This window comes from Paraburkholderia flagellata (assembly GCF_021390645.1).
Taxonomy (GTDB): Bacteria; Pseudomonadota; Gammaproteobacteria; order Burkholderiales; family Burkholderiaceae; genus Paraburkholderia; species Paraburkholderia flagellata.
On the sequence record NZ_JAJEJT010000003.1, the window covers coordinates 639,191 to 664,850 of the forward strand.

General features: G+C 63.3%; 17 protein-coding genes. 5 read left to right on the forward strand and 12 right to left on the reverse strand.

What is annotated here, in order from left to right; genetic code table 11:
- The first annotated feature begins 241 nt into the window (after window positions 1-241).
- Window positions 242-3,223, forward strand: a complete 2,982-nt coding sequence (locus L0U83_RS26550) for an ATP-binding protein (protein ID WP_233887137.1) — start codon at window positions 242-244, stop codon at window positions 3,221-3,223.
- Here L0U83_RS26550 and L0U83_RS26555 read toward each other — a convergent pair.
- Genes L0U83_RS26555 through L0U83_RS26570 form a run of 4 tightly spaced genes read right to left on the reverse strand, consistent with a single transcriptional unit; the run spans window position 3,212 to window position 12,791 of the window.
- On the reverse strand, window positions 3,212-4,357 hold the full coding sequence (locus L0U83_RS26555) for a hybrid sensor histidine kinase/response regulator (protein ID WP_233887138.1): 1,146 nt from the start codon (window positions 4,355-4,357) through the stop codon (window positions 3,212-3,214). The two genes, L0U83_RS26550 and L0U83_RS26555, sit on opposite strands and share 12 nt — an antisense overlap.
- Window positions 4,354-7,044: a hybrid sensor histidine kinase/response regulator gene (locus tag L0U83_RS26560; protein WP_233887139.1), complete on the reverse strand. Its 2,691-nt coding sequence runs from the start codon at window positions 7,042-7,044 to the stop codon at window positions 4,354-4,356. Before L0U83_RS26560 ends, L0U83_RS26555 begins: the two co-directional genes overlap by 4 nt.
- A 19-nt stretch (window positions 7,045-7,063) precedes the next feature.
- Window positions 7,064-12,067 carry an AAA family ATPase gene (locus L0U83_RS26565; protein ID WP_233887140.1) on the reverse strand — a complete coding sequence of 1,668 codons (5,004 nt, stop codon included), beginning with the start codon at window positions 12,065-12,067 and terminating at the stop codon, window positions 7,064-7,066.
- Window positions 12,068-12,110: 43 nt separating this feature from the next.
- Window positions 12,111-12,791, reverse strand: coding sequence for a response regulator transcription factor (locus tag L0U83_RS26570; RefSeq protein WP_233887141.1), 681 nt, complete (start codon window positions 12,789-12,791; stop codon window positions 12,111-12,113).
- Between the two features lie 412 nt (window positions 12,792-13,203).
- Between L0U83_RS26570 and L0U83_RS26575 the strand changes: the two genes are divergently transcribed.
- Window positions 13,204-14,751 (forward strand): ATP-binding protein, encoded by a 1,548-nt coding sequence (locus tag L0U83_RS26575; RefSeq protein WP_233887142.1) that lies wholly within the window; start codon window positions 13,204-13,206, stop codon window positions 14,749-14,751.
- A 690-nt stretch (window positions 14,752-15,441) separates the two neighbouring features.
- On the opposite strand, the gene L0U83_RS26580 is transcribed toward L0U83_RS26575, so the two are convergent.
- Window positions 15,442-15,915, reverse strand: coding sequence for an Lrp/AsnC family transcriptional regulator (locus L0U83_RS26580; protein ID WP_233887143.1), 474 nt, complete (start codon window positions 15,913-15,915; stop codon window positions 15,442-15,444).
- Window positions 15,916-16,018: 103 nt separating this feature from the next.
- Here L0U83_RS26580 and hppD point away from each other — a divergent pair, with 103 nt between their 5' ends.
- Window positions 16,019-17,059 carry a 4-hydroxyphenylpyruvate dioxygenase gene (gene hppD, locus L0U83_RS26585; RefSeq protein WP_233887144.1) on the forward strand — a complete coding sequence of 347 codons (1,041 nt, stop codon included), beginning with the start codon at window positions 16,019-16,021 and terminating at the stop codon, window positions 17,057-17,059.
- A 42-nt stretch (window positions 17,060-17,101) separates the two neighbouring features.
- The gene (locus tag L0U83_RS26590) at window positions 17,102-17,521 is read left to right on the forward strand and encodes a RidA family protein (protein ID WP_233887145.1); all 420 of its coding nucleotides are present in this window, start codon (window positions 17,102-17,104) and stop codon (window positions 17,519-17,521) included.
- Between the two features lie 44 nt (window positions 17,522-17,565).
- Here L0U83_RS26590 and L0U83_RS26595 read toward each other — a convergent pair whose 3' ends face one another.
- Window positions 17,566-18,564 carry a LysR substrate-binding domain-containing protein gene (locus L0U83_RS26595; RefSeq protein ID WP_233887146.1) on the reverse strand — a complete coding sequence of 333 codons (999 nt, stop codon included), beginning with the start codon at window positions 18,562-18,564 and terminating at the stop codon, window positions 17,566-17,568.
- Window positions 18,565-18,666: 102 nt separating this feature from the next.
- Here L0U83_RS26595 and dsdA point away from each other — a divergent pair, with 102 nt between their 5' ends.
- Window positions 18,667-19,995, forward strand: a complete 1,329-nt coding sequence (gene dsdA, locus L0U83_RS26600; protein WP_233887147.1) for a D-serine ammonia-lyase — start codon at window positions 18,667-18,669, stop codon at window positions 19,993-19,995.
- A 26-nt stretch (window positions 19,996-20,021) separates the two neighbouring features.
- Here the strand turns inward: dsdA and L0U83_RS26605 are convergent, their stop codons facing one another.
- From L0U83_RS26605 to L0U83_RS26630, 6 genes are all read right to left on the reverse strand, one after another.
- On the reverse strand, window positions 20,022-20,378 hold the full coding sequence (locus tag L0U83_RS26605) for a BON domain-containing protein (protein WP_233887148.1): 357 nt from the start codon (window positions 20,376-20,378) through the stop codon (window positions 20,022-20,024).
- A gap of 45 nt (window positions 20,379-20,423) precedes the next feature.
- On the reverse strand, window positions 20,424-21,545 hold the full coding sequence (locus L0U83_RS26610) for a porin (protein ID WP_233887149.1): 1,122 nt from the start codon (window positions 21,543-21,545) through the stop codon (window positions 20,424-20,426).
- Window positions 21,546-21,685: 140 nt separating this feature from the next.
- A complete protein-coding gene (locus L0U83_RS26615) occupies window positions 21,686-22,981 on the reverse strand; it encodes an MFS transporter (protein ID WP_233887150.1) in 1,296 nt (431 codons plus the stop codon).
- Window positions 22,982-23,088: 107 nt separating this feature from the next.
- The gene (locus L0U83_RS26620; protein ID WP_373321140.1) at window positions 23,089-23,655 is read right to left on the reverse strand and encodes an RBBP9/YdeN family alpha/beta hydrolase; all 567 of its coding nucleotides are present in this window, start codon (window positions 23,653-23,655) and stop codon (window positions 23,089-23,091) included.
- Between the two features lie 48 nt (window positions 23,656-23,703).
- Window positions 23,704-24,684 carry a quinone oxidoreductase family protein gene (locus tag L0U83_RS26625; protein WP_233887152.1) on the reverse strand — a complete coding sequence of 327 codons (981 nt, stop codon included), beginning with the start codon at window positions 24,682-24,684 and terminating at the stop codon, window positions 23,704-23,706.
- 74 nt (window positions 24,685-24,758) lie between these two features.
- Complete coding sequence (locus L0U83_RS26630; protein ID WP_233887153.1) at window positions 24,759-25,601, reverse strand: TauD/TfdA dioxygenase family protein; 843 nt, start codon at window positions 25,599-25,601, stop codon at window positions 24,759-24,761.
- Between the last annotated feature and the right edge of the window lie 59 nt (window positions 25,602-25,660).

Sequence of the window (25,660 nt, forward strand, 5' to 3'; positions counted from 1 at the left end):
AGCGCCAACGCCGCGTGCCGCTGCACTGCGCATTTTTGTTCAAGACGTCCCGCTGATCTTTGTTTACACTTCGAAATGCGCGGAATCACTGCATCGAAAGACATCGTTGCCGCTGATTCGCGTCGCGGCAGACCCGGAACGCCGAACTGGCGCAGTATTGAGGGCCACACGCCGCTTCATCGTCCAAGCTCGATCGGATGCGCCTTCAAGATAATCACGATCCCGCCAGCCGGAGACGACCATGATTCAGATAGGATCGTTACAGGTCAGTTTCGATCAGCGAAACATTCAGCAGAACGGCCTTTCGCTGCGAATTGGCGCGCGCGCTTTCGATATTCTCGAGGCGCTTTATCGCGCCAACGGCGCCATTCTGTCGAAAGACGACATCATGGACGCGGTCTGGCCGGGCCAGATCGTCGAAGAGAATCGACTTCAGGTGCACATCGCTGCGTTGCGCAAGCTGCTCGGAGCCGACCGTGATCTGATCAAAACCGTACCGGGGCGAGGTTATCTGCTGATTGCCGGGAGCGCCCAGACGGCCAAGGCGGGCGAGACTCGTCCGCAGATCGCAACCACACTTCAGCTTCCCGCACTCCCTCCGCTCGTCTCGCCCCTGATCGGGCGCGCCGCGGAGATCGAACAACTCCTCGATCACCTCGAACGGGGACCGGTCACGACGGTCGTCGGCGCCGGCGGCATCGGCAAGACCGCGCTCGCCCTTCACGTCGCCAACGAAATCCATGGCCGAAGCGGTCGAGCGATATGCTTCGTGGAACTTGCCAGAGCGTCATCGAGCGAGGCAGTCCTCGCTATCCTGGCTGACGCGCTGAGGCTTCCCATGGACGATGTGCAGCGCCGCACGGACACGCTATACGACGTGCTCGCCGAATCCGGATGCCTCCTCGTACTCGACAACGCCGAGCATGTGATCGACGTCGTGGCGGGGCTCGTGGAGGCGCTGCTCGTGCGCAACTCATCGGTGCGCGTGCTCGTGACGAGCCGCGAAGCCCTGCACATCCGCGCTGAGTCCGTGTTGCGCCTCGAGCCGCTTGCCGTTCCGGAGACCGGACTCGCAACACAGGAGATGCTCGCGCATTCGGCGGTCGAACTGTTCCTGTGCCGTGCCCGGTCGCTCGCAACGGACTGCGCCACCGACGAAAAGAGCATTGCACTGGCCGCCGACATCTGCCGGCGCCTCGACGGCCTGCCACTTGCCATTGAACTCGCTGCGGCGCGGGTGGCGACGCTCGGTGTCGAAGGGGTGGCTTCGCGGCTCGACCACCAGCTCGACCTTCTCACCGGCGGCTTGCGTTCGGCATTGCCGCGGCACCAGACCTTGCGTGCGACGTTCGAGTGGAGCTACGCGCTGCTCGATGCGCCTTCGCGCGTTATCTTCCGCCGCTTCGGGTGCTTTACGGGCGCGTTCACTTTCGATGCGGTCTGCGCCGTCGCCACGGAGCCCGGCATGTCGATCGCGGTGGTCGTGTCGAGTCTCGGGGAACTCGCGACCAAATCGCTTTTGAACGTGGAGTTTCACGGTCCAATCGCAACGTACCGGCTGACCAAGAGCACACGTGCCTACGCGATGGAGAAACTGCGCGACGAAGGTGAAGTGCACGTCATCGCTTCCCGGCATATGCGCTACATGAAAAAACGCATTGAGGAGCACGGCCTTGTCCACGCGGAAGGCAGCCGGCACGGCACGGATCTCAACGCGCGTCTTTCTCTCGACGACGCACGCACGGCCTACGATTGGGCCTTCTCCGAGAACGGCGACCCGGCCCAGGGCGTCGCGCTCGCGGGAGCGCTGGTCGGCACGCTGCTCGATGCATCGCTCGTCCACGAATGCTGCGAACGGGCGCGGCGCGCGCTGGACGTGCTCGACACCCTGCCTGCCGGCTCTGTCGACGTTGTCTGCGAAATGCGTCTGTGCGCTGCCTACGCCTCCACGCTCGTGTACGTGGGCGAGAATGTCGAGACGGCGATATCGTTTTGGCAGCGCGTGTTGCGGCTCGCGCAGGCAGCGCACGACGACGCGTTCGTGGCGCGCGCCCTCTGGGGCCTCTGGAACACCGCGTTGTCGATCGCCGACATTCACGCATCGATCCGCTATGCCACGCGCATCCAGCAAGCCGCGGAGCATGGCGAATTGCGCGGCAAGCGACTGCTGGCGGGCGCCATGCTAGCCATTTCGCTCCACTGCTTCGGCGAGCACGAGCAAGCCCGGGAACGCCTCGAGTTCGCCGTTGCGGCGCTCGGCGAACTGGGCGCGGAGGACTCGCCCTGCGGCTCGCTCGGCGTGGACCCGCTCATCTTCTGCAATGGCACACTCGCTCGCATTGCCTGGCTTCAGGGCAAGCCGGCGCACGCAATGCAGCTCGTGCAAACCTCGCTGAACCCGGCCCGCCGGGATACGCTGGAGCCAACGCTCAGCCATCTGCTTGCCACCGTGGCCGTGCCGGTCGCGCTTCAGTGTGGCGACGTGCAGGCCGCATCGCGCTATCTCGCCCTGTTGCGTTCGCAGGTGGCGACTCACCGCTTCGCGGTCTGGGAAGACTACGCGCAATGTCTGTCCATCCAGATCGATCTTCAGTCCGGTGATGAAACGTCGGCGCTCGAGAAGCTCGAGCCTGCCCTGCAGCGACTCGTTGCGCGTGGCTTTCGGCGCGTGATTGCGCCGTTCATCGTGTTGAGTGCCGAGATGCTTGCAAACGCCCGCCGTTTCGCGGAAGCCGGTGCGAGGCTAGACGACGCGATCAAGCGCAGCGAGACCCACAGCGAATATTACTTTCTGCCCGAACTGTTGCGGGCCAGAGGTTGGGTGGAACTCCAGCACGCGCTCGCGCTGGAAGGCTCAGCGCGTGAGGAGCGCGCGCATTGCGAAGCGCAAGCACGCCACTTTCTGAACGCCGCGATGACGCTAGCGAGCGAACACGGCGCGGTGATCTGGAAATTGCGCGCCGCGCTCGACCTCGCCACACATCACATTGAAAGAGACGAGGCTGCTCAAGCCGTGGCGCTTCTTGCGCAGTTTGATGCCCTCATCGATCTGAACTCGCCGGCACCCGATATCCAGCGTCTTGGCCAACTTCGCCGGCGGCTCAGCTCAGCGGGCGTCCCGAGCGCCCGCACGCCGCCGCGCCTCGAGAGGTCGACGGCGAGTGTCGCCTCAACCGCCGCTTCGACGGCCGCCTCATCTGTCCCGCGCCGATCAGCGCGATAGCGCCAGCTTCACAATCAGCCCTGGATCGTTGTCCTCGAGCTGCAGCGTGCCACGATGCAACGTCGCCACCCCTTTGACGAGCGCGAGCCCGAGTCCGACTCCGGGGGTTCCGCGACTCGCGTCACCACGGTAGAACCGCTCGGTCACCCTGATCTTTTCCGATTCCGGAACACCGGGTCCGTCGTCGATCACCGCGACTTCGATCGTGCCGTCGGCGCCGCTCAGACGGACACGCACCTGCGTGCTCGCGAACTTCAGCGCGTTGTCGATGAGATTGCCGATCGCCTGGGCGAGCAACAAGGGATCGACCAGCGCCGGCAAGCTGTCCGGACCACTCAGTGTCAGCGCGAGCCCGCGTAGTTCCGCCAGCGGCTGATAAAACTCCACCGCCTCCGCGACAACGTGCGCCACGTCGCTTTGCAGAAATCCCGATCTGCGCACGCCCGCATCGATTTCCGCGAGCCGCAGGAGCGCGTTGAAAATGCCGATGACACGGTCGATGTCGCTCAACGCCCCCTCCAGCCGCTCCAGCGTTTCGCAATCGACCTTCTTCTTGAGGTCGAGGACCATCGCCTCGATCCTGAAGCGGAGTTCGGTGAGCGGCGTTCGAAGATCGTGAGCGATGGCATTCGATGTATTGCGCACGCTATTGATCATATCTATCAGCGCGTCCTGCGCGGCCTCGCGGCAGCGCACCTCTTCCTGAAGACGCGCGTTCTGCTCTTTGAGGGCTTTCTGCAGACGCCCCAGCTTCAAATGCGTCTTCACGCGCGCAAGCAGTTCTTCCATCTGCAGCGGCTTGGTCACATAGTCGACTGCCCCCACATGGAAGCCGGCCGTCTTGTCTTCTGTCTGCGATAGCGAGGTCATGAAAATCACGGGCACTGCGCGGGTTCGTGGGTTGTCCTTCAGCCTGCGGCACACCTCGAAACCATCCAGGCCCGGCATCATCACGTCAAGCAGGATCAGGTCCGGGTGCACAAGATCCGCCCGCCTGAGCGCTTCTTCGCCGTCGCGGGCAATTGATACGCGCAGGTCGTTTCCTTCGAGAAAATCGACCACCAGGCCGAGATTCGACGCCGTATCGTCAACAACCAGAACAAGCGGCGCAATGCATTCGAGTTCCTCTGTCATGCCGGCCCTCTTCCGTTCCAATGCCGCTCGATGAATGCGAGCAACTCCCTCGATTCGAAGTTTTCCGCGAGCCGACGTACGCGCAGCACGAATGCCTGGTACCGCCCGTCGCTTTCCAGCAGCGAATCGGCGTGACGCATGACGTCGCGCATCTCGCCTCGCAATGCCAGGCGATGCAGAATTTCCATGTTCTCATGCGAGGGAACGACCAGCGGCGCGGCCGCGCCAGAGTCACCCGGAACAGGCGGCGATGTGTCGGGCGTGCGCTCGCCTTGCGCGCACGCGTTCGACGTTCTCGGCGATGCATGGGCGCGGCGCGCATGAATGATCGCCGATGGATCGTCAGCCGCTCCGTCGATATCCTGCCTCGTCGCGCAATCCGCGTCGTCCGCCGCGCGTGCTCCATCGCCCAGATCCGGCACGGCAAGATCGAACCAGAACCGGCTCCCTCGTCCGTGCTCGCTCTCCACGTGAATCTCGCTGCCCATGAGCCAGACCAGATGTTGACTGATGGAAAGGCCCAGACCCACGCCCGCGCTGCGCCGCTCGGTATCGCCCGCCTGTTCGAACGGCTGGAAGACTCGTCCGATCTGGTCGGGCGTGATACCCACACCCGTGTCCGATACTTCGAAGCGCAGGAGACCCTGGCTGACCTGTCTTACCGCAAATGTGACCTCGCCTTCGTCCGTGAATTTCACGGCATTCGAAAGCAGATTTAGCAGTACCTGGCGCAGGCGCTTTTCGTCGACTCGAATGACAGTCGGTAAGCAAGGCGCAATCACACATGTTTGTGTAAGGCCCTTTTCCCTGGCGCGCACGGCAACCATCTCCGCGAGCATCTCCAGAAACGGCGTGAGCGGCACGTCGGCCAAATGCAGATCGATGCGACCCGCGCCGACGCGCGCGAACTCCAGCAAGTCGTTTATCAGCGTCAACAGATGCGTCCCGCTTTGCTCGATGACCGCGACTTGCGACCTTTGGCGCGTCCCGAGTCCATCGTCGTGGCGCAGGATCTGTGCATAACCGAGGATGCCGTTCAGCGGTGTCCGCAACTCGTGGCTGATGTTGGCGAGAAATTGATCCTTCGCCTTATTCGCCGCTTCCGCCTCGTCTCGCGCTACGCGCACCGTGGCCTCGAGCGCCTTGCGCTCGGAAATGTCCTGCAAGACCGCGATCGTGTGATAGATCTGCTCACTCGGTTCCCATTGGATCGCAACGCAGACATTGACCCAAACGCGCGTTCCGTCGCCGCGTATGAGTAGCTTGTCTTCGACGTAGTGAGGGATTTTCTTCTCGAACAGCAGTCCAAACCGGGAATCGCTGGCAGGCAGACAGGATGCGTCCGTGACGTCCCTGAATGTCATGTTGAGCAATGCGTCGCGGGTGTAGCCGACTATCTCGCAGTATCGTTGATTGACACGCAGAAATCGCCCATCCGAGCCGCAGTGCGCAATCCCGACCGCGGCATTTTCAAACGTACCCCGAAAGCGCTCCTCGCTGGCGCGCAACGCCAGCTCCGCACGCTTGAGTTCGGTAATGTCGATCAACGTGCCGCTCAGGCAGACAGGTGTGCTGCCTGCATGCCTGCGCGGTGTGCCGCGCGTGAGGACCCATCGGTAAGACCCGTCGCTGTGCAGCAGGCGGTGCTCTACCGCAAGCGCCCCACCGCTCCTCAACTGGCTTCTGATTGCCTCTCCAAAGCGGTTCCGGTCGTCAGGATGAACGAGCGCCATGAACCGGCTGAAGCTGGGAGCGCCGGCATGCTCCCCATAGCCGAGCCACTCGCGCACGTTCCAGCATCGCAGCACCCAATGCTGTTCGTCTTCGCTGTCAACTTCGAGTTCCCATACGCCGACATTCGACCCCCACATTGCCGCGCCGAGGCGCTCATTGGTTTCGCGCAGAATCTCCGCTTGCGCCGCACGGCGCGTTTCGGTCACGTCGCGAATCGCGAGCACGACACCAACGACCTGCCCCACATCGTCGACGATCCGTGTGACTCGGGTTTCGACCGGTACTTCGCGTCCCTGCCGGCCAACCAGTCGCGTCTTGTCCGGCAAGTCGACGGGCGCGTGCTCGCGCAGGGCCGCGGCGCCCACGTCGTCCAGCGGCGTGTTCGTGTTCTCGTCGATCAGCACGAGCACCTTCGCGAGCGGCTGGCCGGCGGCCTCCACGCGAGACCATCCTGTCAATGCCTCGGCAACGGGGTTGATCAGCGTGACGCGCGATTCGCAGTCCGTCGCAATCACACCGTCGCCAATGCTGGCAAGCGTGACCGCATAGCGCTGCTCGCTTTCGCGCAGGCGGCGCTCGGCAGCATGCTTGTATAGCGCCATCTCCACAACCGTGCGCAGCTGCTGGTCTTCAAAGGGCTTCAGGACGTACCCGAACGGTTCGGTGACCGTCGCGCGCTGGACCGTCTCCTCGTCCGCATAGGCGGTGAGAAATACGATGGGCAGACCATGCGTTTCGCGTAGCCGCCGCGCGGCATCGATACCGTCCAGTTCGCCCTCGAGGCGTACATCCATGAGAACGAGGTCGAGCGGCGCCCGCGCCGCCACGACGAGTGCCTCCTCGCCGCTCGCGACACTGCCCGCAACGGTATGACCGCAGCGCACCAGCTGTTGACCGATGTCGCGTGCCACCACACGATCGTCTTCCACGATGAGTATGCGCGCGGATGCCATGTCGATGCCCTTTGGATCCTTAGAGTTTGAAGTGAATGACAAAGCTTGTCCCCACATCGCTGTCCTGCCGAACCGAGGCATGGAGTTGGTGGGCAAGGTCGGAAACGAGTTGCAGGCCGAGAGAATCGGCCTCCTCGATGGAAAAATCGGGCGGCAATCCGATGCCGTCATCCGATACGCTCAGTTTGCATCCGCGCTCGTCGTCCGAGACCAGCTGGACGCTCAGGTGCCCGTGCTGTCCCTCCGGAAACGCGTGTTTGAGCGCATTCGAGACAAGTTCGTTCACGATCATGCCGCACGCCACCGCCCGGTTCATGTCGAGCTGCACGTCGTCCACCCGCACATCGAGGGACACGTTCAGTTGACTCAATTCATACGCGCGGGAAAGGTGCGCGCACAGATTCCGGATATGAGACGCCATGTCGATGCGCGCAAAATTTCCGGCCCGATAGAGATTCTCATGAACCATCGCCATCGAGCGCACCCGGTTTCTGCTGTCGAGGAAGCGCTCCGCCGTCGCCCTGTCTTCGACGCGCGCCGCCTGGAGATTGAGCAGGCTGCTGATCAACTGCAGATTGTTTTTGACCCGGTGATGCACTTCTTGCAGCAAGGCTTCCTTTTCCTCGAGGAGCGCCTCAATCTCTTCCAGGCTGGCATTCTCGATCGATATCGCGGCCTGCGATGCGAGCAGTCTGAGCACCGCCATCCGCGAGAGCGTGAAAACGCCGGGCGCCAGTTCGTTCTCGAGATACAGGGCGCCGACCACCCGGTCCTGCTTGACGAGCGGCAATGACAGCACCGAGCGGGCATTCCGGCCGCTGAAGTACTCGTCTGCTGCGAATGGATTCTCTATCGAGGCGTCGTCCACCAGCACCGGTTCGTGCGTACGCAGGCTGTGATGCAGCATCGCGACGGGTACGGCCTCCGACGAAGCGGCGCGACGGCCGACATCGACCGTGGTGCCCTCACGGATCGCATTGGCCTCCGCCTCGATCCAGAGTTGCTCCGCGTGCGGCAAAATCAACAATGCGCGCCGGGCGCCGGCGTGCTCGAGCACAATGGTCATCAGCGTATGCATGAGCCGCTCGACCACCCGCTCGCTGGAAATCGCCTGGGATGCCTTAACGACCGTCTCCATCTCCAGTTGATTCGCCACCGGCCCGCTCGACGCGCTCGAAGCGTCGTCCGACGCCAGTCCCGGATGGCGCGCGTCGAGCGACCGGACTTTCGCCATCGCCCCCCAGTTCAACCAGGCCAGCCGCGCGTTGCGCAGGTACACGACGCTGATAGCCGCAAAACCCTGAGCCGCATAGAACCGGCCGGCGATCTCATTGGCGAGACCCTCGACATGCAGCAGACGCTGCAAGCGCGCGTGCTCGATCGCCTGCTCGTAGAAGCGCATCGCTTCGAACTCACGCTTGCCTACGCGTGCGAGTTCGGCCTCGACCAACGCAGTACGCGAGGCAAAGTTCGCGGGGGCATGCCGGGACCAGCCGCGCAGTTTCTCGACATGATCAGCCAGCGACGTCAGGTTGGCGGTCTGTTCGGTGGGTGCAAGGGTGTCATGCCAATGCAGACGCACCAGTGCGCCAAAGAAGTGATATTCCGCCAGCTCGAAGTGTCCCGACGTGGTCCACAGCAACGGGGCTGCGCGCTTTTGCGCCTCCAGCGCGCCCCCGATGTCGCCGGCAAAATAGCGCGCCTGCATCTGGCGTATCCAGTACCAGCATGTCGCGATGGCGAGTGCGGAATTGCCTTCGAGATGTCGCTCCAGGGAAGCCTCGTCTGCATAGTCCGCACCGGCGGAACCGAGCCACGGCTGCAGCCCCCGCAGTCCGCGAATCAACGACAACTGGGCGGTCATGATGTCGACGATCAGCCCGAAACCCGCGGCGCGAACGATACGCAGGCGCTCGACCGCCTCGTCCTCGATCTCCGCGAGCGGATGGCCGGCGGCAAGTAGACTCGTCACGAGGCAGCAGCTGCTGAAGCCAATATAGGTGAGGTCGCCGCTCTGCGTCGCCGCTTCGAAAGCCCGCCGCAATAGCGGCAGTCCCGTGCGCATGGGCTGTGTCCACGGCATCACGTGATAGGCGAAGCACATGTACACGCGCGCCCTGAACCGCCCCAGGCCCCGCTCGTCCACCAGCGCCAGTCCCAGCCTGCCGAACTCGAAACCCGCGCGATAGTCGCCGAAAATCGGCCCGGCCACCATGCCGAGGTAGGCGAAACCCAGCGAGGACGCGTCGGCGTTTCCATGGCGAATGCTCAGGTTCGCCATGCGTGACAACACCAGACATACCAGGTTCTCGTCCGTGAAGAAGGCCGGTGGCAAAACCGCGGTCAGGACATTGAGCGTCGCCTCCAATGTCTCGTCATGGAGCAGCGGAAGATCGATGAGGGAGGCGATCGCTCTTTGCCCGATCCGCTCGTGCAGGGTCGCGTACTCCGCCTCGGCATCCGCGCGGGCTGGGTGCGCGGCCCAGTCAATCCCGACCTGGCGCAGATAGCCGAGGCAGATTTCGACGGCGGCCTGCATCTGATCAAGCGCCGTATGCAGCGTGACGCGAAGAAACGCCACCGCAGCCTTGTGCGGCGCGTTCTCAGCCTTGATTGCCAGACCACGCAGGCGCTCCTCGGCCAGCGTGGCGTTTCCCGTGAGGAATTCGCATTCGGCGCGCAGCAGTTCGAACGAGAACTTCTCCTGGTAATGCGTCTGCCATGCGCCACTGCCAATAATGTCGCTTCCGAGCGTCAGATACGCGAGCGCGGAACCATAGGCTGCGGAGGCCCTTGCGCGGCGGCCGGCGCGCAAGTTGAGACCGGCCACGCGCGTGCGTACTTCAACGTCCTCGATCACGTGGATCGCGCGGTTGAACTGGTTGACGATCTCGAAGATATTTCGCTCGACATCCGGATCCCCGTCACCGCCGTCCAGCAGGGTCCCGATGCGCAAGTGCGCCGGTGCGCGATCGGCTTCAGCCAGTAACGCATACGCGGCTTCCTGAATCCGGTCATGAACGAAGGCGTAGCCATCGGCCTCCCGATACACAATGCCTTGGGCGGCGGCTTCCGCGAGCGCCGTGTCGATCGCCTCTATCGACTGACCGCTCACGCGTGCTAGAACCGTGTTCGAAACCGCGGCGCCGAGACACGCGAAATCCACGAGTACACGGCGGGTCGAATCGGGCAGGCGGCCGAGCTTGTCGACCATTAGATCCACTACGCTGGCGGGAAATGCTCTCTGTGCGATCTGCTCCGAGTTGCATGCCCACTCGCGACGCGCCTTGTCAAAAGTGAGAAAGCCCTCGTCGGCCAGAACCTGAAGGAACTGGACGACAAAAAACGGGTTCCCGCCCGTCTTGTCGAACAGGACCTGCGAGAGTGGCGCTGTGCGTTGTGTATCACCGTGGGTCGCATCGCGCACGAGGCCTGCCACCTCTTTCACGCCGAGCGGGGCCAGCAACACGTCATGAACGCGAACCCGCCCCGCGCGCATCGCACCGACTGCGCGTGTCAATGGGTGCGTGGGCCCGACTTCGTTATCGCGAAACGCGCCGATGAGCAGCAGATCCCTGATGTCCTGCCCGCCCCCCAAAGCCTCGAGGACCGAGATCGTGCCTGAGTCCAGCCATTGGAGATCGTCCAGAAAGAGCACCAGCGGTCGCCCCGGAAAAGCGAAGGACCCGATGAATCGCGTCAACGCCGCGACGAACCGTTTCTGGGCCTCCTGCGGCGGGAGTTCGGCAACCTGCGGTTGAGCACCGATCAGGCGTTCGAGCGCGGGTATCAAATCGATGATCAATTGTCCGTTGGAACCCAGCGCTTCCTGAATACGCACCCGCCATGTGCTGATTTCGGGCTCGTCTTCGTCGAGAATCTGCTGCACGAGCGCCGCCATGCACTGTGCAATCGTTGCGTACGGAATATCCCGCTTGTACTGATCGAATTTGCCTGAAGCGAACAGGCTGCCCGAGCAGGACATCGACCGATGAAATTCCTCGACCAGCGCCGATTTCCCGATTCCCGAGTAGCCGGACACCAGAACGCATTCCGGCGAGCCGTCGTGAACGACACGGTCGAAGGCGCCAGTCAGCGCCCGCACTTCCGTCTCCCGCCCATACAGTCGCCCGGGAATGAGCAAGCGGTCGGCTGAGTCGGCCGCGCCCAATGCAAAGGGTTCGATATGCGCCCCGCGCAGGCATTGCACGGCGCACAGCCGCAAATCGTGCTCCACACCTCGCGCGGTCTGGTACCTGTCTTCCGCAGCCTTCGCTAGCAGCCGGTCGACGATGGCGGCCACGGGATCGGGAATCTCAGGCGCATACTCTTTCGGAGAAATCGGCTTTCTTGCCGTATGGCAGTGCAGCCACTCCGCCGCCGAACTGGCCAGCCAAGGGAATCGGCCCGTGAGCATCCAGTAAATTACGACGCCGAGCGAGTACAGGTCGGAGCGCGCATCGGGGTGCCGGTTGAGAAGTCCGGTTCGCTCCGGCGCAACGTAGGGGAGCGCGTCCGAGAACAGAACCGGCTGGCGGATTTCCTGACCTTCGGCGGCGGCTTCGGCGTCGGCATCGGAGGTCAATCCGAATCCGGTAAGCGCAACCCCGCCAGTCTTCGCGTTGACGAGCAGGTGAGCAGTCCGGATGTCGTGATGGATGAGGCCACGCACATGCAATGCGTCGAGCGCGGCCGCCGCGTTGGCCGCTATCGAAAGGACCTGACTGTGCGGCAGACGATGCGTCTGCATGGACGAGAGAACGCTGCCGCCCGGATCTTCGAGGAAGAGCGTAGTGCGCCGGCTCTCCCGCACAAGCGCGTGCGGTTGCGTGAAGCGCGGACTATCGAGCCGCGAGCGTAGCCGATTGGCGTTCTCGAGCAACGACAGGGCTTGCGCCGATGGCTGGCTCGCCGACGGACGCGCGGCGAGCCGCGTCTTCGCCGCGCCCCGCGCCTTGATCCGCGAGAGGACGAGCGTACCGTCATCCCACAACGTTTGGACGTTCGAGTCTTCTGGATTCATGACGGCTGCCGCATCGGTCCGTGGCTTCACAGGTGGCTGGATTTCATGGGTCGGCCGAAAGCATGTACCCGGAGTTTCGCACAGTGCGCAGAAGCGAACGCTCGAACCCCGCGTCGATCTTTTGCCGAAGCTTGCTGACGTGCACGTCGATCACGTTGGTCTGCGGGTCGAAGTGATATTCCCAGATATTCTCCAGCAACATGGTGCGCGTCACGACCTGATCGGCATGCCGCATCATGTACTCGAGCAGCTTGAATTCGCGCGGCTTCAGGCTGATCGCCTTGCCCGCACGCGTGACCCTTCGCGAAAGGAGATCGATACTCAGGTCGCCCACCTTGAGCGTCGTTTCGAGCACGTCGCTCTGCGAGCGGCGCATGAGCACCTCGAGCCTCGCCAGCACCTCGCCGAATGCGAAGGGCTTGACCACGTAGTCGTCGCCGCCCGCCTTCAGCCCGCGAATGCGCTCGTCCACGGCATCGAGCGCGCTCAGGATCAGCACCGGCGTCTTGCTACCCGTCGCCCTCAGCGCCGCCACGATGCTGAGGCCGTCCACGCCGCCCGGCAGCATGCGATCCAGAATAATCGCGTCGTATGCGCCGCCCATGGCGAGGAACATGCCGTCGTGGCCGTTGTCGGCGAAGTCGACCACGTGGCCCGTCTCCGCAAGTCCCTTCCTCAGGAAGCCGGCAACCTGCAAATTGTCTTCCACTAACAAGATCTTCATTCCAGCCACTCGCGGTTCCAGACTTTCGCGGTAAACGGTCGCGGCGCGGCGCCGCAGCCCGTGCGAAGTCCGGTCTTCCTTGCCTATGCACCTCGCCTCTAATTATCCGTCCTGAGCCGATATTCCGTTTTTCGGAGTTTCATTAAATTAAGTTAATGTTCTCTCCAGTTTTCGGCACTGGCGTTCCGCGGAGCCGGCCCCCGATGAACTCATGTGCGTGAACCGCTGCTGCGGGTACCGTAGATTAACAAAAGTTAATGTGCGGGTAACGATGAGGAAAAGTCGCTTCGCCTATCATCCGTCTCGATACGGTCCGCGTGCAATCAGTCCATTCACGACGTCGGACCGCCAACGGCCAGGCGGGTTGCCGCGCCCTCAGTCCCTTGCCCGAGACATGCCGGACAAAACAGACATGAACTACGCGATAGCAGATTCCGCATCGTTTGATTCCCGCACACCCGTCATTCAGGTCGGTGAATGCGAGCTGGATCTTGGCGTACGGGCGCTACGCCGCGGCGGCAAGGTGGTGGATCTCGGATCGCGCGCATTCGATGTGCTCGCCACCATCGCCTTGGCGGGAGGACGCATTGTCTCCAAGGACGAACTCATGGAGGCGGTCTGGCCCGATACGATCGTCGAGGAAAACAACATCCATGTGCAGCTGTCGGCGATCCGCAAGGCGCTGGGCACAGACCGCAAATTGATACTGACGGTGCCGGGGCGCGGCTATCAACTGGTGGCGGCTGCTTCCAATGTGCGGATCGTGTCTTTGCCGCTTCACGAATCAGGGCCCGCGCCTGAGCCCAATCCGCTGCCCGTACGTGATGCGTTGCTCGGGCGTGAAGCCGCAATCGCTGAAATACGCTCGATGATCGCTTCGGCGCGTGTCGTGACACTCGTCGGCGCGGGCGGCATCGGCAAGACGAGAATCGCCCGGGAAATCGCGCACCGGCTGGTCACGGAACAAGCTGTCGATGTCCGCCTCGTCGAACTCGCCGCGCACGGCACGCGCGCTGCGGTCATCCGCGCGTTCGCGGACGTCTGCGGCCTCCCCTTCGTCGAGGAAGAGCCCGATCTGCGCAGCGTGGCGAGTGAGCTGGCCGGCATGCGCGGCGTGCTCGTCATTGACAACGCCGAACATGTCGTGGAGCACGTCGCCGAGATCATCGGACTCATCAGCCATACCAACCCCCAGGTTCGGATTCTCGCCACCAGCCGGTTCCGCCTACGTGTGTTCGACGAGTTCGTCTATCGCGTCGGCCCACTTGCACTTCCAGGCGCAGGCGACAGCCGGGACGCCGTGCTCCGCTCCCCGGCGGTCGGTCTCTTCTTGAGGCGGCTGTTCTCGAACGGCGTGAACGCCGACATGTGCGATGACCGGCTCCGGGTCGTCGAAGAGATATGCCGACGCCTCGAGGGCATACCGCTCGCGCTTGAACTGGCGGCCGGACGCGCTTCCGTACTTGGCCTGGAAGGCATTTGCGAGGGACTCGACGAACCTCTGCTCTATCTTGCCGGCGGCTATCGCACCGCCCAGCCCAGACATCGGACGCTGCGGGCCGCATTCGACTGGAGCTTCGAGATGCTCGACGCCGCCGAGCGGACGGTGTTCAGGCGTCTGAGCGTGTTCAACCGCGCCTTCAGCCCGGAGGCGGCGTGCCTGATCGCACGCGATGCCGCGCTCTCCAACGAAGCCGTGATGGACTGTGTTGGCGAACTGGTAGACAAATCACTCATCGAGATTCAATTCGAAGGCGCAGATGTGACATACCATCTATCAGCGCCGGCTCGCGCCTACGGCCGCGAAAAACTGCTGGCCGAAGGCGAGATCTGCACGATTTTCGAGCGGCACGCACGCTATGTCAGCGAGCACCTACCCGCGCTTCCTGTCGAAGGCGTCGCATCGAACCCGCTCTCGCCCGGGCGGGCGGTACAAGCGCCCCCGTTCATGCGCGCGTAGCTTTGTACTCTGTGCGCTGGGACAAGGCAACGATTTGGTCTCCTCATGCATCAAGCGAATGAGCACAATGGACAACGGTTCCAACCTGCCTTAGCGTGGGGTGCGGGGCCTTTTCACGTTACATCGACGCGTTTGATCGCGAACTTGCTGGATGACATCCATCAACGCCTCAAGGTGTTCGCGAATGTCGGATCGATCGGAGAATTTACACAGCATACTGCGGGTACATTGCTCAACGGACAAATGTTCCGACCATACATACACGTGACACGACCGCCCGCCACCTGCAGTTAGTTACCTGTCGATCCAATCGCGCTTTAGTCTGTGAAGCACTGTCGGCGCCATGCGAGCCGGTATTCAACAACCTTGCCTGAAGGCTTAGAGGTGCGCGTCAGAAAAGCAAGTCAACCATGGCCGATGACCGGCGCCCGACCCGCGCGTGCGATTGGCCGTTGAACTTTGGAAACGGCCGTTGCTTTCGCAGCGCCCCGAATGACGGTAGGAGGTCGATGCTCACCATTGAGTGACACGGACGCCCTCGACGATCGCCTCGCTCAACCACGGGGCGCCATCCGGTCAATAGTTGCCGCTCATCCGTCGCAGTAACCCGTCACTCGAGCCACTGCCCCCTCCGAACCTGCCCGCTGCTCAATAAGGGAATCCCAGCCATCGCTGCGGCGGCTCACCGGGCTACCTGACCGACAACACTTGACTCACCCGCTCGGCTGCTGGCAAGGGAGTCGAGAGCACGAGCGAAGTGGTGATCGTACCGAAGCTGCCAATTCTGTCGATGACGGCCTCGAGCTCCGCGCTCGACCGGGTCAACACGTGGAGGACGTAGCTGTCCTCCCCGGTGACCCGCATGACCTCCACCACGTTCGGCGTTTCGCGAAACGTCTTCAGAAGACTCGCGCCCCGCTCCGCGGAGGCCCCAATGCGGATGATGGCGTTGATCGGAAAACCCAGCCGCGTCCAATCCACTTCGGCGCGATACCCCTTGATCACGCCGCGCTCCTTCAAGCGCCGCACGCGCTCCGCACACGCGGGCGCAGTCAATCCGACTTCTGCCGCGAGTGACTTGTAGGGCGCCCTGCCGTCGCGCAGCAGTATCTGCACCAGCTTCAGGTCAGTTGCATCGAGAAAGTTCCGGTCCGCAGTTTCCATGGAAATAAAAGGTAGATGGCGTCCTGACTTTCGATTCTAAAGCGAATGGCGTGTCGATATAAAGCAAACTTGATCCATTCCCGACTTAAGTATGGAGCATTCAATGAGCACCGTGACGACAGCAGGTTTCGCCTTCGTCGAGTTTGCATGCCCCGATCCCGAAGCGCTGGTTGCCCTCTTCGGAAAGCTCGGATTCAAGGCACTGGGGCAGCACGCGCGCACAGGGGCAATCCTCCTGCGCCAGGGTGAAGCTGCCCTGATCGTGAATCCTGCGCCGAATCCGTTCCGGGACGTTCACGGGGCATCCGCGCGCGCGATCGCCATCAGCGTCGACAACGCTGCCAATGCCCTGGCACAGGCGCTGCGGGGTGGCGCCCGCCGGGCAACGCCTGCCGAGTTCGGTGCATTCGTCGTCGACGTACCGGCAATAGCGGGCATTGGCGAGAGCCTCGTCTATTTCGTCGACCACGATGTCGCGCCCGTGTTTTCGAGGCCGTATCGGCCAAGGCAATCTGTCGAAGTGGCGGATGCGGCCATCCAGGCAATCGACCACACCTCGAACATCGTCAAGGCGGAGAACCTCGACCACTGGGCCGACTTCTACAAAGACACGTTCGGCTTCGTCCAGAAGCAATATCTGGACGTGAAAGGCCGGCAAACGGGGATGCGGGCCCGGTCGATGGTGAGCCCGTGCGGCAAGGTGTCGATCCCGATTGCCGCCGCGGCGCACGACCAGCCCGGCGTGCTGAACCAGAACGAGGAGTTCATCCGCGACTACGGCGGCGAGGGCATTCAGCACATCGCCTTCCTGTCGTCGAACATCGAGCAGACCGTCGCGGCCATGGAAACCGCCGGGATCGACTTCATGGCTCCACCGCCGAACGCCTACTACCGGAACCTGGACGCCCGGGTTCCCGGCCATGGGCAGAACCTCGAGAACATGGAGCGCCGAGGCATTCTCGTCGACGGCAAGAGCGACGGGAGGATTCTGCTGCAACGCTTCGCGCGGCGTCAGATCGGCCCGATCTTTTTCGAGATCATCGAGCGGCGCGGCGAGGACGGGTTTGGCGAAGGCAATTTCAAGGCGCTCTTCGAATCACAGGAACAGGATCAGGTTCGGCGCGGGTCATTGAATGCTTCGTAGGCGGAGCTTGTTCAGCATCCTCTCTTTCACAAGGTACTCACCATGCAATCTTCCAAAACGACCGTTGCCCTCTCGAATCCACACCCGGTTTTCGGGAGCACCGAGGTCTTCAGGACGTTCAACTACGCGCCAGCCGTTGCGGCGGGCGGCTTGCTGTTCATCGCCGGCCAGATCGGCGTCCGGGCAGACGGGACCGTGCCCGCGAGCGTGGACGAGCAGATCGATCTTGCATTTCAGAGGCTGGGCGCGATCCTGCAGGCAGCGGGCCTCGGCTTCGAGGATCTCGTCGAACTGGTCAGCTATCACGTTGACGTCGGCGGACAACTCGCAGCGTTCCGCGAGATCAAGGATCGCTACATCAAAGCGGACGCTCCGGCGTGGACCATCCTCGGCGTAGCCGCGCTGGCCAGGCCGACACTGCTTGTCGAGATCAAGGCGGTGGCTATGACGCGCGTCGCGTGAGCCCAATGGCCTTTGCGCCGGAAATCGCGGGTGCGTATCAGTCGCTACGCAGAATCGTCCCTGCCTGACGATGCATGCTGGCGCTTGCGACGCTCTCTCGGGTGCGCTGCCAGCAGCGCCGTGCGGGCCGTTTCGAACCGGCCGCATTCGCCCCTGAGCCACGTGGCAAATGCGGCCGCGCGGCGATCCTCGGGCCGCCGCGTGAGCAGCACGTAGCGCGCCGATGCGCGAACGTACTTGCCAAAGACATTCACGAGACGCCCGCTCCTGATCTCGTCGTGGACGAGCGCCGTGCGTCCCATCGCGACGCCCTGATGGCTCAACGCCGCGCTGATGGCGAGACTGGAAAAATTGAACTGCGGTCCCTCGAGATGGGCAAGCCAGGCAGGATGAAACGCCTCCAGCCACGTGCGCCATTCGTCGAACTCGCGTGAACCCGTCCAAGGCGAGGCGTCGTGAAGCAACACGACGCCGTCGAGCGACGCCCCCTTCGCAAAGCCCGGATGCTGCTCGAGATATTCTGGCGTCGCGACCGGTATCAGGTATTCGTCCATCAGCACCTCAGCCTGCACATGCCGGTACTGAACCGGGTCGTAACGCACCGCCACATCGATATTGCCTTCATCCATCGATTGTCGATCGAGCGCCTGAAATTCAGCCGTCAGGCGCACCAGCACGTCGGGCTGTTGCTGAAGGAATGCGCTCAGACGCGGCATGAGCCACTGCATGGCGAACGACGGCAGGCAATTGACCTGCAGCGGCGCCTGCGATACGGCGAGCCGCTGGATCGTCTGCTGGATGTCGTCGAGTGCGCGAGCCGTGGTCTTCAGCAGCGCATCGCCCTCGCGGGTGAGCTTGAGGCTGCGCGCCTCACGCACGAACAACGGATAACCGAGCCGCTCCTCCAGATTGCGCATCTGTTGGCTCACCGCACTTTGCGACAGGTTCAGCGACTCAGCCGCACGGGTGAAACTGAGCAGGCGGCCCGCCGCTTCGAAGCAGCGCAAGGCGCCGAGCAGGGATGCATCAATCTTCGTAAGCATAAGTGCTGCTAATGTTTGCGTTAGTAATGGTCGCTGTTCTCCCAGCCATTTTAACGCCAGAATGACGTCATTCCCGACGATCAAAATGGATAATCCAGTCTTATGGAAACCGCACCCTTCGAGCCAGCGCTGCTGAACGAACTTCAATCACGGCAGCCCCTGCTCTGGCTGAACCCACAGCGTGGTCAGCCGTTGCCCGCTGCGGCCCCGCCGACCACGCTGATCGCCGACGCCGAAGCGCGGATCGCGCGGTTCGCACCACTAATGGCAACGTTGTTCCCGGAACTGGCGCCCACGGGCGGGCTCATCGAGTCACCGCTCGTGCCGGCTGGCCCTCTTCGACACGCGTTGGGCGCAGACAGCAGCGCCGAAGGCGCATGGTTCATCAAACGAGACGACGCGCTCCCCGTTGCCGGATCGATCAAGGCACGCGGCGGCTTTCACGAGGTCCAGGCGCTCGCCGAGTCCATTGCTATCGAACATGGTCTGCTCGACGCCAAGGCAACCCGCCGTATCCTTTCTGGATCGCGGGCACGCGACCTCTTCGCGCAGTACTCGGTAAGCGTGGGCAGTACCGGCAACCTCGGGCTGAGCATTGGTGTGATGGCCGCAGCGCTCGGATTCGATGCCGTCGTCCACATGTCCGCGGACGCGAAGGCGTGGAAGAAGGAGCGTCTGCGCAAGCGTGGCGTGCGCGTCGTCGAGCACGGGGGCGACTACGCCGAAGCGGTGGCTGCCGGGCGCAAGGAGGCGCTGGAATCGCCGCTCTGCTACTTCGTTGACGACGAACGCTCCGAGAGGCTCTTTTTTGGGTACGCCGCCGCCGCGCGCTATCTGGCGCGTCAACTAGCGGATGCGGGCCGCGTCGTCGACGCAACGCATCCACTATTCGTATATCTGCCATGTGGCGTAGGCGGCGCGCCCGGTGGCATCACTTTCGGGCTCAAGGCGCTGTTTGGCGAGCACGTGCATTGCTTTTTCGCGGAGCCCGTTGCATCGCCATGCGTTCTTGTTCAATTGGCATCCGGCAGCACTGCACCGGTGTCCGTGTACGACATCGGGCTCGATAACTGCACCGATGCCGACGGCCTCGCGGTGGGGCAAGCCTCCATGCTCGTCAGTCCGTTGATGGCCAGTCAATTATCTGGTGTCCTTACCGTTTCAGACGATCGGCTCTACGCTAATCTACTGGCGCTGAAGGCGTCGCTCGACGTCGAAATCGAGCCGTCGGCCGCTGCTGCCATCGGGGGCCCAGTGTGGCTGCGCGAATCGGCAGCGGGAAGAGCGTATGTGCAACAACATGGGCTCGACATGCGCAGCGCGACCCACGTCATCTGGACGACCGGCGGCTCGCTTGTGCCTCCAGAAGAACATCGAAGGTTTCGTGCTCACGCCGAAGGTCTCGCGGCATCCGTCGGCATTCACCGATAGCGCACTGCCGTTCAAACCATCGCCCTCTATTCGCCGATCGGCCGTTGAACCGAAAGCCGGTTCGTCACGGAAGTGACGCCGGGTACTCCCTTCGCAATTTCGGCCACCAGGCCGAGTTGGGACGCCTCAGTGACGGTGCCGTTGAGAGTGACTGCGCCGTTTCTCGCGACGATGCTGATGTTGCCCGCGTCGATGTCCTTGTGCGTCGCAAGCGCGGCATACACCTTGCGGCTCAACGCGCGGTTGGCCTTCCGCACTTCCCTTGCCGTCGGCGCAGCGGGTGCCGCCGCCGAAGCCGCCAGCGCCCCGCTGGCCTGCGCGCTCGTATGGGTGCTCAGGGCCGCCAGCAGCGCGAAAATCGACACGCAGGCTGAAGTTCTCACGATCCCCCGTCTTTCCATTGCTTGCTCCGCTTACGTTTGATGTCTTCAGAAGGTATGGCGGATGCCGATGTTCGCCGCCGTCGTGGAAACGCCCGGTGCGACCGGTGCACCGTAGGTGATGGCCTGGTTCATGGTCCCGCGGTTGTTGACATGGCCCACCTGTGCGTAGAGCAGCGTGCGGCTCGACAAGCTGTACTCCGCCCCGAGCGCAAATTCGCTGGAATGATTCGCCGAATCGTTTCGGTCTTTCATGTAGTAAAAGCCCGAAGTGACCTTGAAGAATGGCGTGAATTGATAGCCGAGCCCAGCCGAAACGAGCTCGAGGTTGGCCGATTTCAGGTTCGATGGATCTTGCCCGACACCATAGCCAACCGAAACGCTCAGAGCATGGAACGTGTACTTTCCGCCAAAGTAGTAGAAGCGGTTGTTCTCGAGGCCGGTAGGTGTGGCGGCGGCAAGATTGGTGTCGTGGCCGCTGTAGTATGCCGCCGCGAGGTTCAGACCATAGTTCGAATACCGCAGCACCGCGGATTCGCGCGTACCGCCCTGAAACTGCCCCGCCACGCCGCCGGGCGCGTACTCCAGCGCGAGCCAGGCGCCGTAGAACTTCGGCGACTGATAGACGATCGCGTTGTCGTCGTACAGCGCGCCGATCGGCACGTTGGTGTTGGTGCCGGTCCAGTGCGCCGCCTGGTTCAGTCCGAGCCACGCCCCCAGTACGCTGCCAAAGTACTGCGCCGATCGCACATCGGTATCGGCCAGTGCAAAGATCATCGGCGCGTACTGTCGCCCGAAGTCGACAGAGCCAAATGGTCCGGATATGCCCACTGTCGACTGCATGTTGAAGATGGCGGTCGCGCCCGTCACATCGGCCAGCCCAAACTTGCCGGTGCCGCTGTTGAACACACCTTGCAGCCGGAAATTGGCCTTGTAGCCGCCACCAAGATCTTCGGTCCCCTTGATACCCCAGAAGCTGGCATAGATGCCGGCGTCCTTCAGGGAAACGACGTGCCCCAGGTTTTTTGCGTTGCCCGCGTACGAAGCGGCCGACGTGCTCTGGTAGAGCAGGCCCGTGTCGATCGCACCGTAAAGCGTCACCGATGATTGCGCGTGTGCAGCACCTGCCACGGTCGCAAGCACGGCAACTGCACCCAGTTTCAGTTTCATTGCGTCTCCTCAGATCTCCTGTGGCATCAGGTTCTGGCCGGCTCGTTGTTTTCCTGCGTAGTGAGGCGCCGCCTGATGCTTTATGTTTTCCTGTTTGCACTGCTAATTACCTGGCAGCGCATCGATCAAACGCGCCAACGCTAACCTGCAAGGCGCGCAGCGTCGCGCGGATAGCGCCACCTGCCCGCGACGAAAAGGAGCGTCGAGACGACGGTCGCGAACGGAATCAGTTCGAGCGCCGCGTGCAGTCCGATGCGGTCCGCGAGCATCCCCGTGATGATGGGACCCGCAGCGAGGCCGAGCAGGTTGTTGGCCAGCGCCCAGACCGCCATGGCGGTCGCGTGGATCGGCGGTGGCGTGAGCTCGGCCACTAGCGCGCCAGTCGGGCCGCATACGCCCGAGCCGAGCAGCATGCCGAGACCGATCAGCACCAGTTGCAGATGGCCCGCCGGCAATTGAAACGCCACCGCGAACGCGGCACCCGAAAGCGCGCAATAGACAACGGCCATCGTCCACTTGCGGGCCGGGTGGCCACGGCTGATGCGGTCGGTCAGCATGCCGCACAGGATCAGGCCCACGCCCGACGTCAGCACGAAGACGGCGGCCAGCACGCTCGCGCGGGCGAGAGGCAGACGATAGACGTGCAGGAGGTAGCTAGGCAGCCAGACGAACAGCGCGCCCGGCAGAATCAGCTGCACGCCACAGCCCAGGTATGCAAACACGACGGATTTCGAAGCAAACAGCGCGCGTGCCAGCTCGCGCGGCGTGAAGCGCGGCCGCGTGCCTGCTGGCGAAGCGCGCGAAACAGCCATCCGGCAAGGCGCAATGCGCTCCTCGGTCACGACGGCGCGATAGATCAGTGCAAGCACGACACCGAATACCGCCATGGTGGCGAACGACCAGCGCCAGCCGAAGTGCGCGGCCACGATGCCGCTCAGCGCCATGCCTAGCATCGAGCCAAACGACCCACCCGCGAGGAACGAGCCCGACAGTGTCGCGCGCAGATGGGCAGGAAACACGCTGAGCACGACAGCAAGGCCGACGCTGCCATAGGCGGCCTCACCCACGCCGATGAACAGGCGCGCCGCGAACATCTGGCCGTAGTTTGCCGAAACCGCGCAGCACAGCGTGGCGAGACTCCACACCATGGCCATCAGGAACAGACTCCTCACGCGTCCCCAGCGGTCGGCCAGGATCGAGACCGGGAACGCCAACAGCCCCACCATCAGCGAGACGATGCCGCTGAGCGAGCCCAACTGCGTGTCCGTGAGCGACCATTGCGCCTTGAGTAGCGGAAACACGGCGTTGAGCACCTGCCGCGACATGTAGTCTGCGAGCAGGAGTCCGAAGGTCAGTGCAAAGACACACCAGGCGTAGGACCTGGATACAGCCGGCGTTTGCGCGTAGGGGTCGCCGATGGCGGCAGTCGCTTGCATTCCCACAATCGTCTCCTTGATTTTTCCTTTGAGCGGCGTGCGCCGGGTTTCTGCCGCTTCGCTACGTAGCGTTCACTCTCGTCTGTGCGCCACGAAGTGCGATCCGGTCAGGCGCGCCGCAGCACTGCCCCTCGCCTCGCCAAGGACTCGATCAGCCCGGCGGCGGCCGGCCATTCGCCGAAGCCGCTGGCCGGATTCAGGTGGCCCACGTTGCCGAAGTCCACCAGTTCGCTGCCCCACTCACGTGCGATCTCGGCCACGCGCTCATACCGGGCAAGCGGATCGTTGCGGCTCGCCGCGACGATCGATGCAAATGGCAACGGCTCGCGCGGTACGGGCAGCCATCCATTGGTACTGAGCGCATCGAGGTCCGGATAGCCTTCGGGCATCGGCGTTTCGAAGTCCGGCGGCGCGGCGAGCAACGCGCCGCGAATCGCCCGCCGATGGCGCCTCGCCCAATGGGCCACCATGATGCAGCCGGCGCTATGGGCGACGATGATCACCGGCGCGCCGGCGGCCGCCACGGCTTTTTCGATCGCCTCGACGCGCGACGCGCAATCGAGCTCAGCGCGCCCCATCGGCGGCACCGCGATAACGGGCCGGTTCTGCGCACGCAGATGCGCTTCGAGCAGCGTCTGCCAGTGCTGTTCGACGTGATCGCGCAGCCCTGGCACGATGACGACAGTCGGCGCGTTGCCGGTCCGGTGCATGATTTCTCCCCCTCAGAGCGTGAAGATGGACGAACCCGTCGTCCTGCGTGCTTCGAGGTCCCGATGCGCGTGGATCGCGTCCTCGAGCGCGTAGCGCTGGTTGATCTCGATCTTGATGCGCCCCGCCGCGACGTGATCGAAGATTTCGGCGGCAAGCTCGGCCTTCTCGAGCGGATCGGCGATATAGTCCGCGAGCGCCGGGCGCGTGACGAAGACCGAACCTTTGCGCGCAAGAATCTGCGGCTCGAACGCGGGCGCCGGGCCGGATGCCGTGCCGACACAGACCAGCAAGCCACGGCGCTTGAGCGAATCGAGCGATGCCGCGAACGTGTCCTTGCCCACGCTGTCGTAGACCACGGATACGCCTGCACCGCCGGTCAACTCCCGCACACGCTGCGCCACGTCCTCGCGCATGTAGTAGATCACCTCGTCGCAGCCATGCTTGCGTGCGATCTCTGCCTTTTCCTCGCTCGACACGGTGCCGATCACCGTCAGCCCGAGCAGCTTCGCCCACTGGCAGAGGATCAGGCCGACGCCGCCCGCCGCGGCATGCACGAGTATCGTTTCGCCAGCCTGCAGCGGCCAGATCCGCCGCATCAGATAGGCCGAAGTGAGGCCGCGCATCGTCATGGCCGCCGCCGTTTCGCACGCGATGCCTTCGGGCAGCCGGATCAGCGGGGCTGCCTGAATCAGCCGCTCCGTACTGTATGCGCCTAGCGTGTTCACAAACCCCGTGTAAGTCACGCGGTCGCCGGGCGCCAGACTGGTCACGCCTGCGCCCACTTCCTCGACCACGCCCGCCGCTTCCACGCCCATGCCCGCGGGCAGCGGAACCGGGTAGAGGCCAGTGCGGAAGTAGGTGTCGGCAAAGTTCAGACCCACCGCCTCGTGGCGCAGCCGCACCTCGCCGGGGCCGGGACGGCCGACTGCGACCTCCTCCCAGCGCATGACGTCCGGTGCGCCGGTCTCGTACATCCTGATTGCGTGTGCCATGTTGCGTTTCCTGATTGCTGTCTGTTATGTCGTTCTGCGAACCATTTACCAATGCGGACGGCAGTGCGTATGCGTCAGAACGGCCGGTCGCCGATGATGCCGGCGCGTTCCATCTTGCGCGGCTCGGGCCAGTAGTCGTGCACGGCGTAGTGCTGCGTGGCGCGATTGTCCCAGATGGCCACGCTGTTGGGCTTCCAGCGAAAACGCACCTGGAATTCGGGGATATAGGCCTGGCTGATCAGATAGTTGAGCAGATGGCTCGCGCCGGGCGTCTTGTCCTGCCCGTAGCGCACGTTTTCAGGCGTGTGGAAGTTCGCGAAGTGCGTCGTGAAGCCGTTCACGTACAGCACCTTTTCGCCCGTCTCGGGGTGCGTGCGCACCACCGGATGCTCGACCATCGGATTGTCGTCGGCCAGCTTCGCTCTTGCCTCGGGCGCCATCGCGGCGCCAAAGGAATGCTCGATGCTGTGTTTGGCGCGCAGCCCGTCGATGCGCCGCTTGATCTCATCAGGCAGGTTGCGGTAGGCCGCACCCATGTCGACCCAGATGGTGTCGCCGCCGACTTCGGGACACTCGACACAGCGCAACACCGCGCCCATCGAAGGGCATGGCCGCCAGGAGCCGTCGGTGTGATAGCTGTTTTCGTAGTTCTCCTTCTTGTCGCTGCGATAGATCTGCACGAGCCCCGGATGATCCGGATCGCTGCCGGCAACAGGATGGTCCTCCAGCTCGCCGAAGCGCCGTGCGAATGCGACGTGCTCCGCCCGCGTAATGTTCTGGTCGCGCAGAAACAGCACCTTGTGCTTGAGCAGGAGCGCCTTGATTTCGGCAAACAGCGCGTCATCGCGCGCAGCATCGCCCAGATGAACGCCGGAGATTTCGGCGCCGATGGTGCAGGTCAATCGTTCGATTCGCATGGATTGATTCCGTGAAGAAAGGGCTTGCGTGGAGGGCGGCGGGAAGCTCGCCTATGCCG

Excerpts from the sequence above, each read along its gene's own strand:
- L0U83_RS26550 (WP_233887137.1), top strand. The coding sequence starts at position 242 with ATGATTCAGATAGGATCGTTACAGGTCAGTTTCGATCAGCGAAACATT.
- L0U83_RS26555 (WP_233887138.1), bottom strand. The coding sequence starts at position 4,357 with ATGACAGAGGAACTCGAATGCATTGCGCCGCTTGTTCTGGTTGTTGAC.
- L0U83_RS26560 (WP_233887139.1), bottom strand. The coding sequence starts at position 7,044 with ATGGCATCCGCGCGCATACTCATCGTGGAAGACGATCGTGTGGTGGCA.
- L0U83_RS26565 (WP_233887140.1), bottom strand. The coding sequence starts at position 12,067 with ATGAATCCAGAAGACTCGAACGTCCAAACGTTGTGGGATGACGGTACG.
- L0U83_RS26570 (WP_233887141.1), bottom strand. The coding sequence starts at position 12,791 with ATGAAGATCTTGTTAGTGGAAGACAATTTGCAGGTTGCCGGCTTCCTG.
- L0U83_RS26575 (WP_233887142.1), top strand. The coding sequence starts at position 13,204 with ATGAACTACGCGATAGCAGATTCCGCATCGTTTGATTCCCGCACACCC.
- L0U83_RS26580 (WP_233887143.1), bottom strand. The coding sequence starts at position 15,915 with ATGGAAACTGCGGACCGGAACTTTCTCGATGCAACTGACCTGAAGCTG.
- hppD (WP_233887144.1), top strand. The coding sequence starts at position 16,019 with ATGAGCACCGTGACGACAGCAGGTTTCGCCTTCGTCGAGTTTGCATGC.
- L0U83_RS26590 (WP_233887145.1), top strand. The coding sequence starts at position 17,102 with ATGCAATCTTCCAAAACGACCGTTGCCCTCTCGAATCCACACCCGGTT.
- L0U83_RS26595 (WP_233887146.1), bottom strand. The coding sequence starts at position 18,564 with ATGCTTACGAAGATTGATGCATCCCTGCTCGGCGCCTTGCGCTGCTTC.
- dsdA (WP_233887147.1), top strand. The coding sequence starts at position 18,667 with ATGGAAACCGCACCCTTCGAGCCAGCGCTGCTGAACGAACTTCAATCA.
- L0U83_RS26610 (WP_233887149.1), bottom strand. The coding sequence starts at position 21,545 with ATGAAACTGAAACTGGGTGCAGTTGCCGTGCTTGCGACCGTGGCAGGT.
- L0U83_RS26615 (WP_233887150.1), bottom strand. The coding sequence starts at position 22,981 with ATGCAAGCGACTGCCGCCATCGGCGACCCCTACGCGCAAACGCCGGCT.
- L0U83_RS26625 (WP_233887152.1), bottom strand. The coding sequence starts at position 24,684 with ATGGCACACGCAATCAGGATGTACGAGACCGGCGCACCGGACGTCATG.
- L0U83_RS26630 (WP_233887153.1), bottom strand. The coding sequence starts at position 25,601 with ATGCGAATCGAACGATTGACCTGCACCATCGGCGCCGAAATCTCCGGC.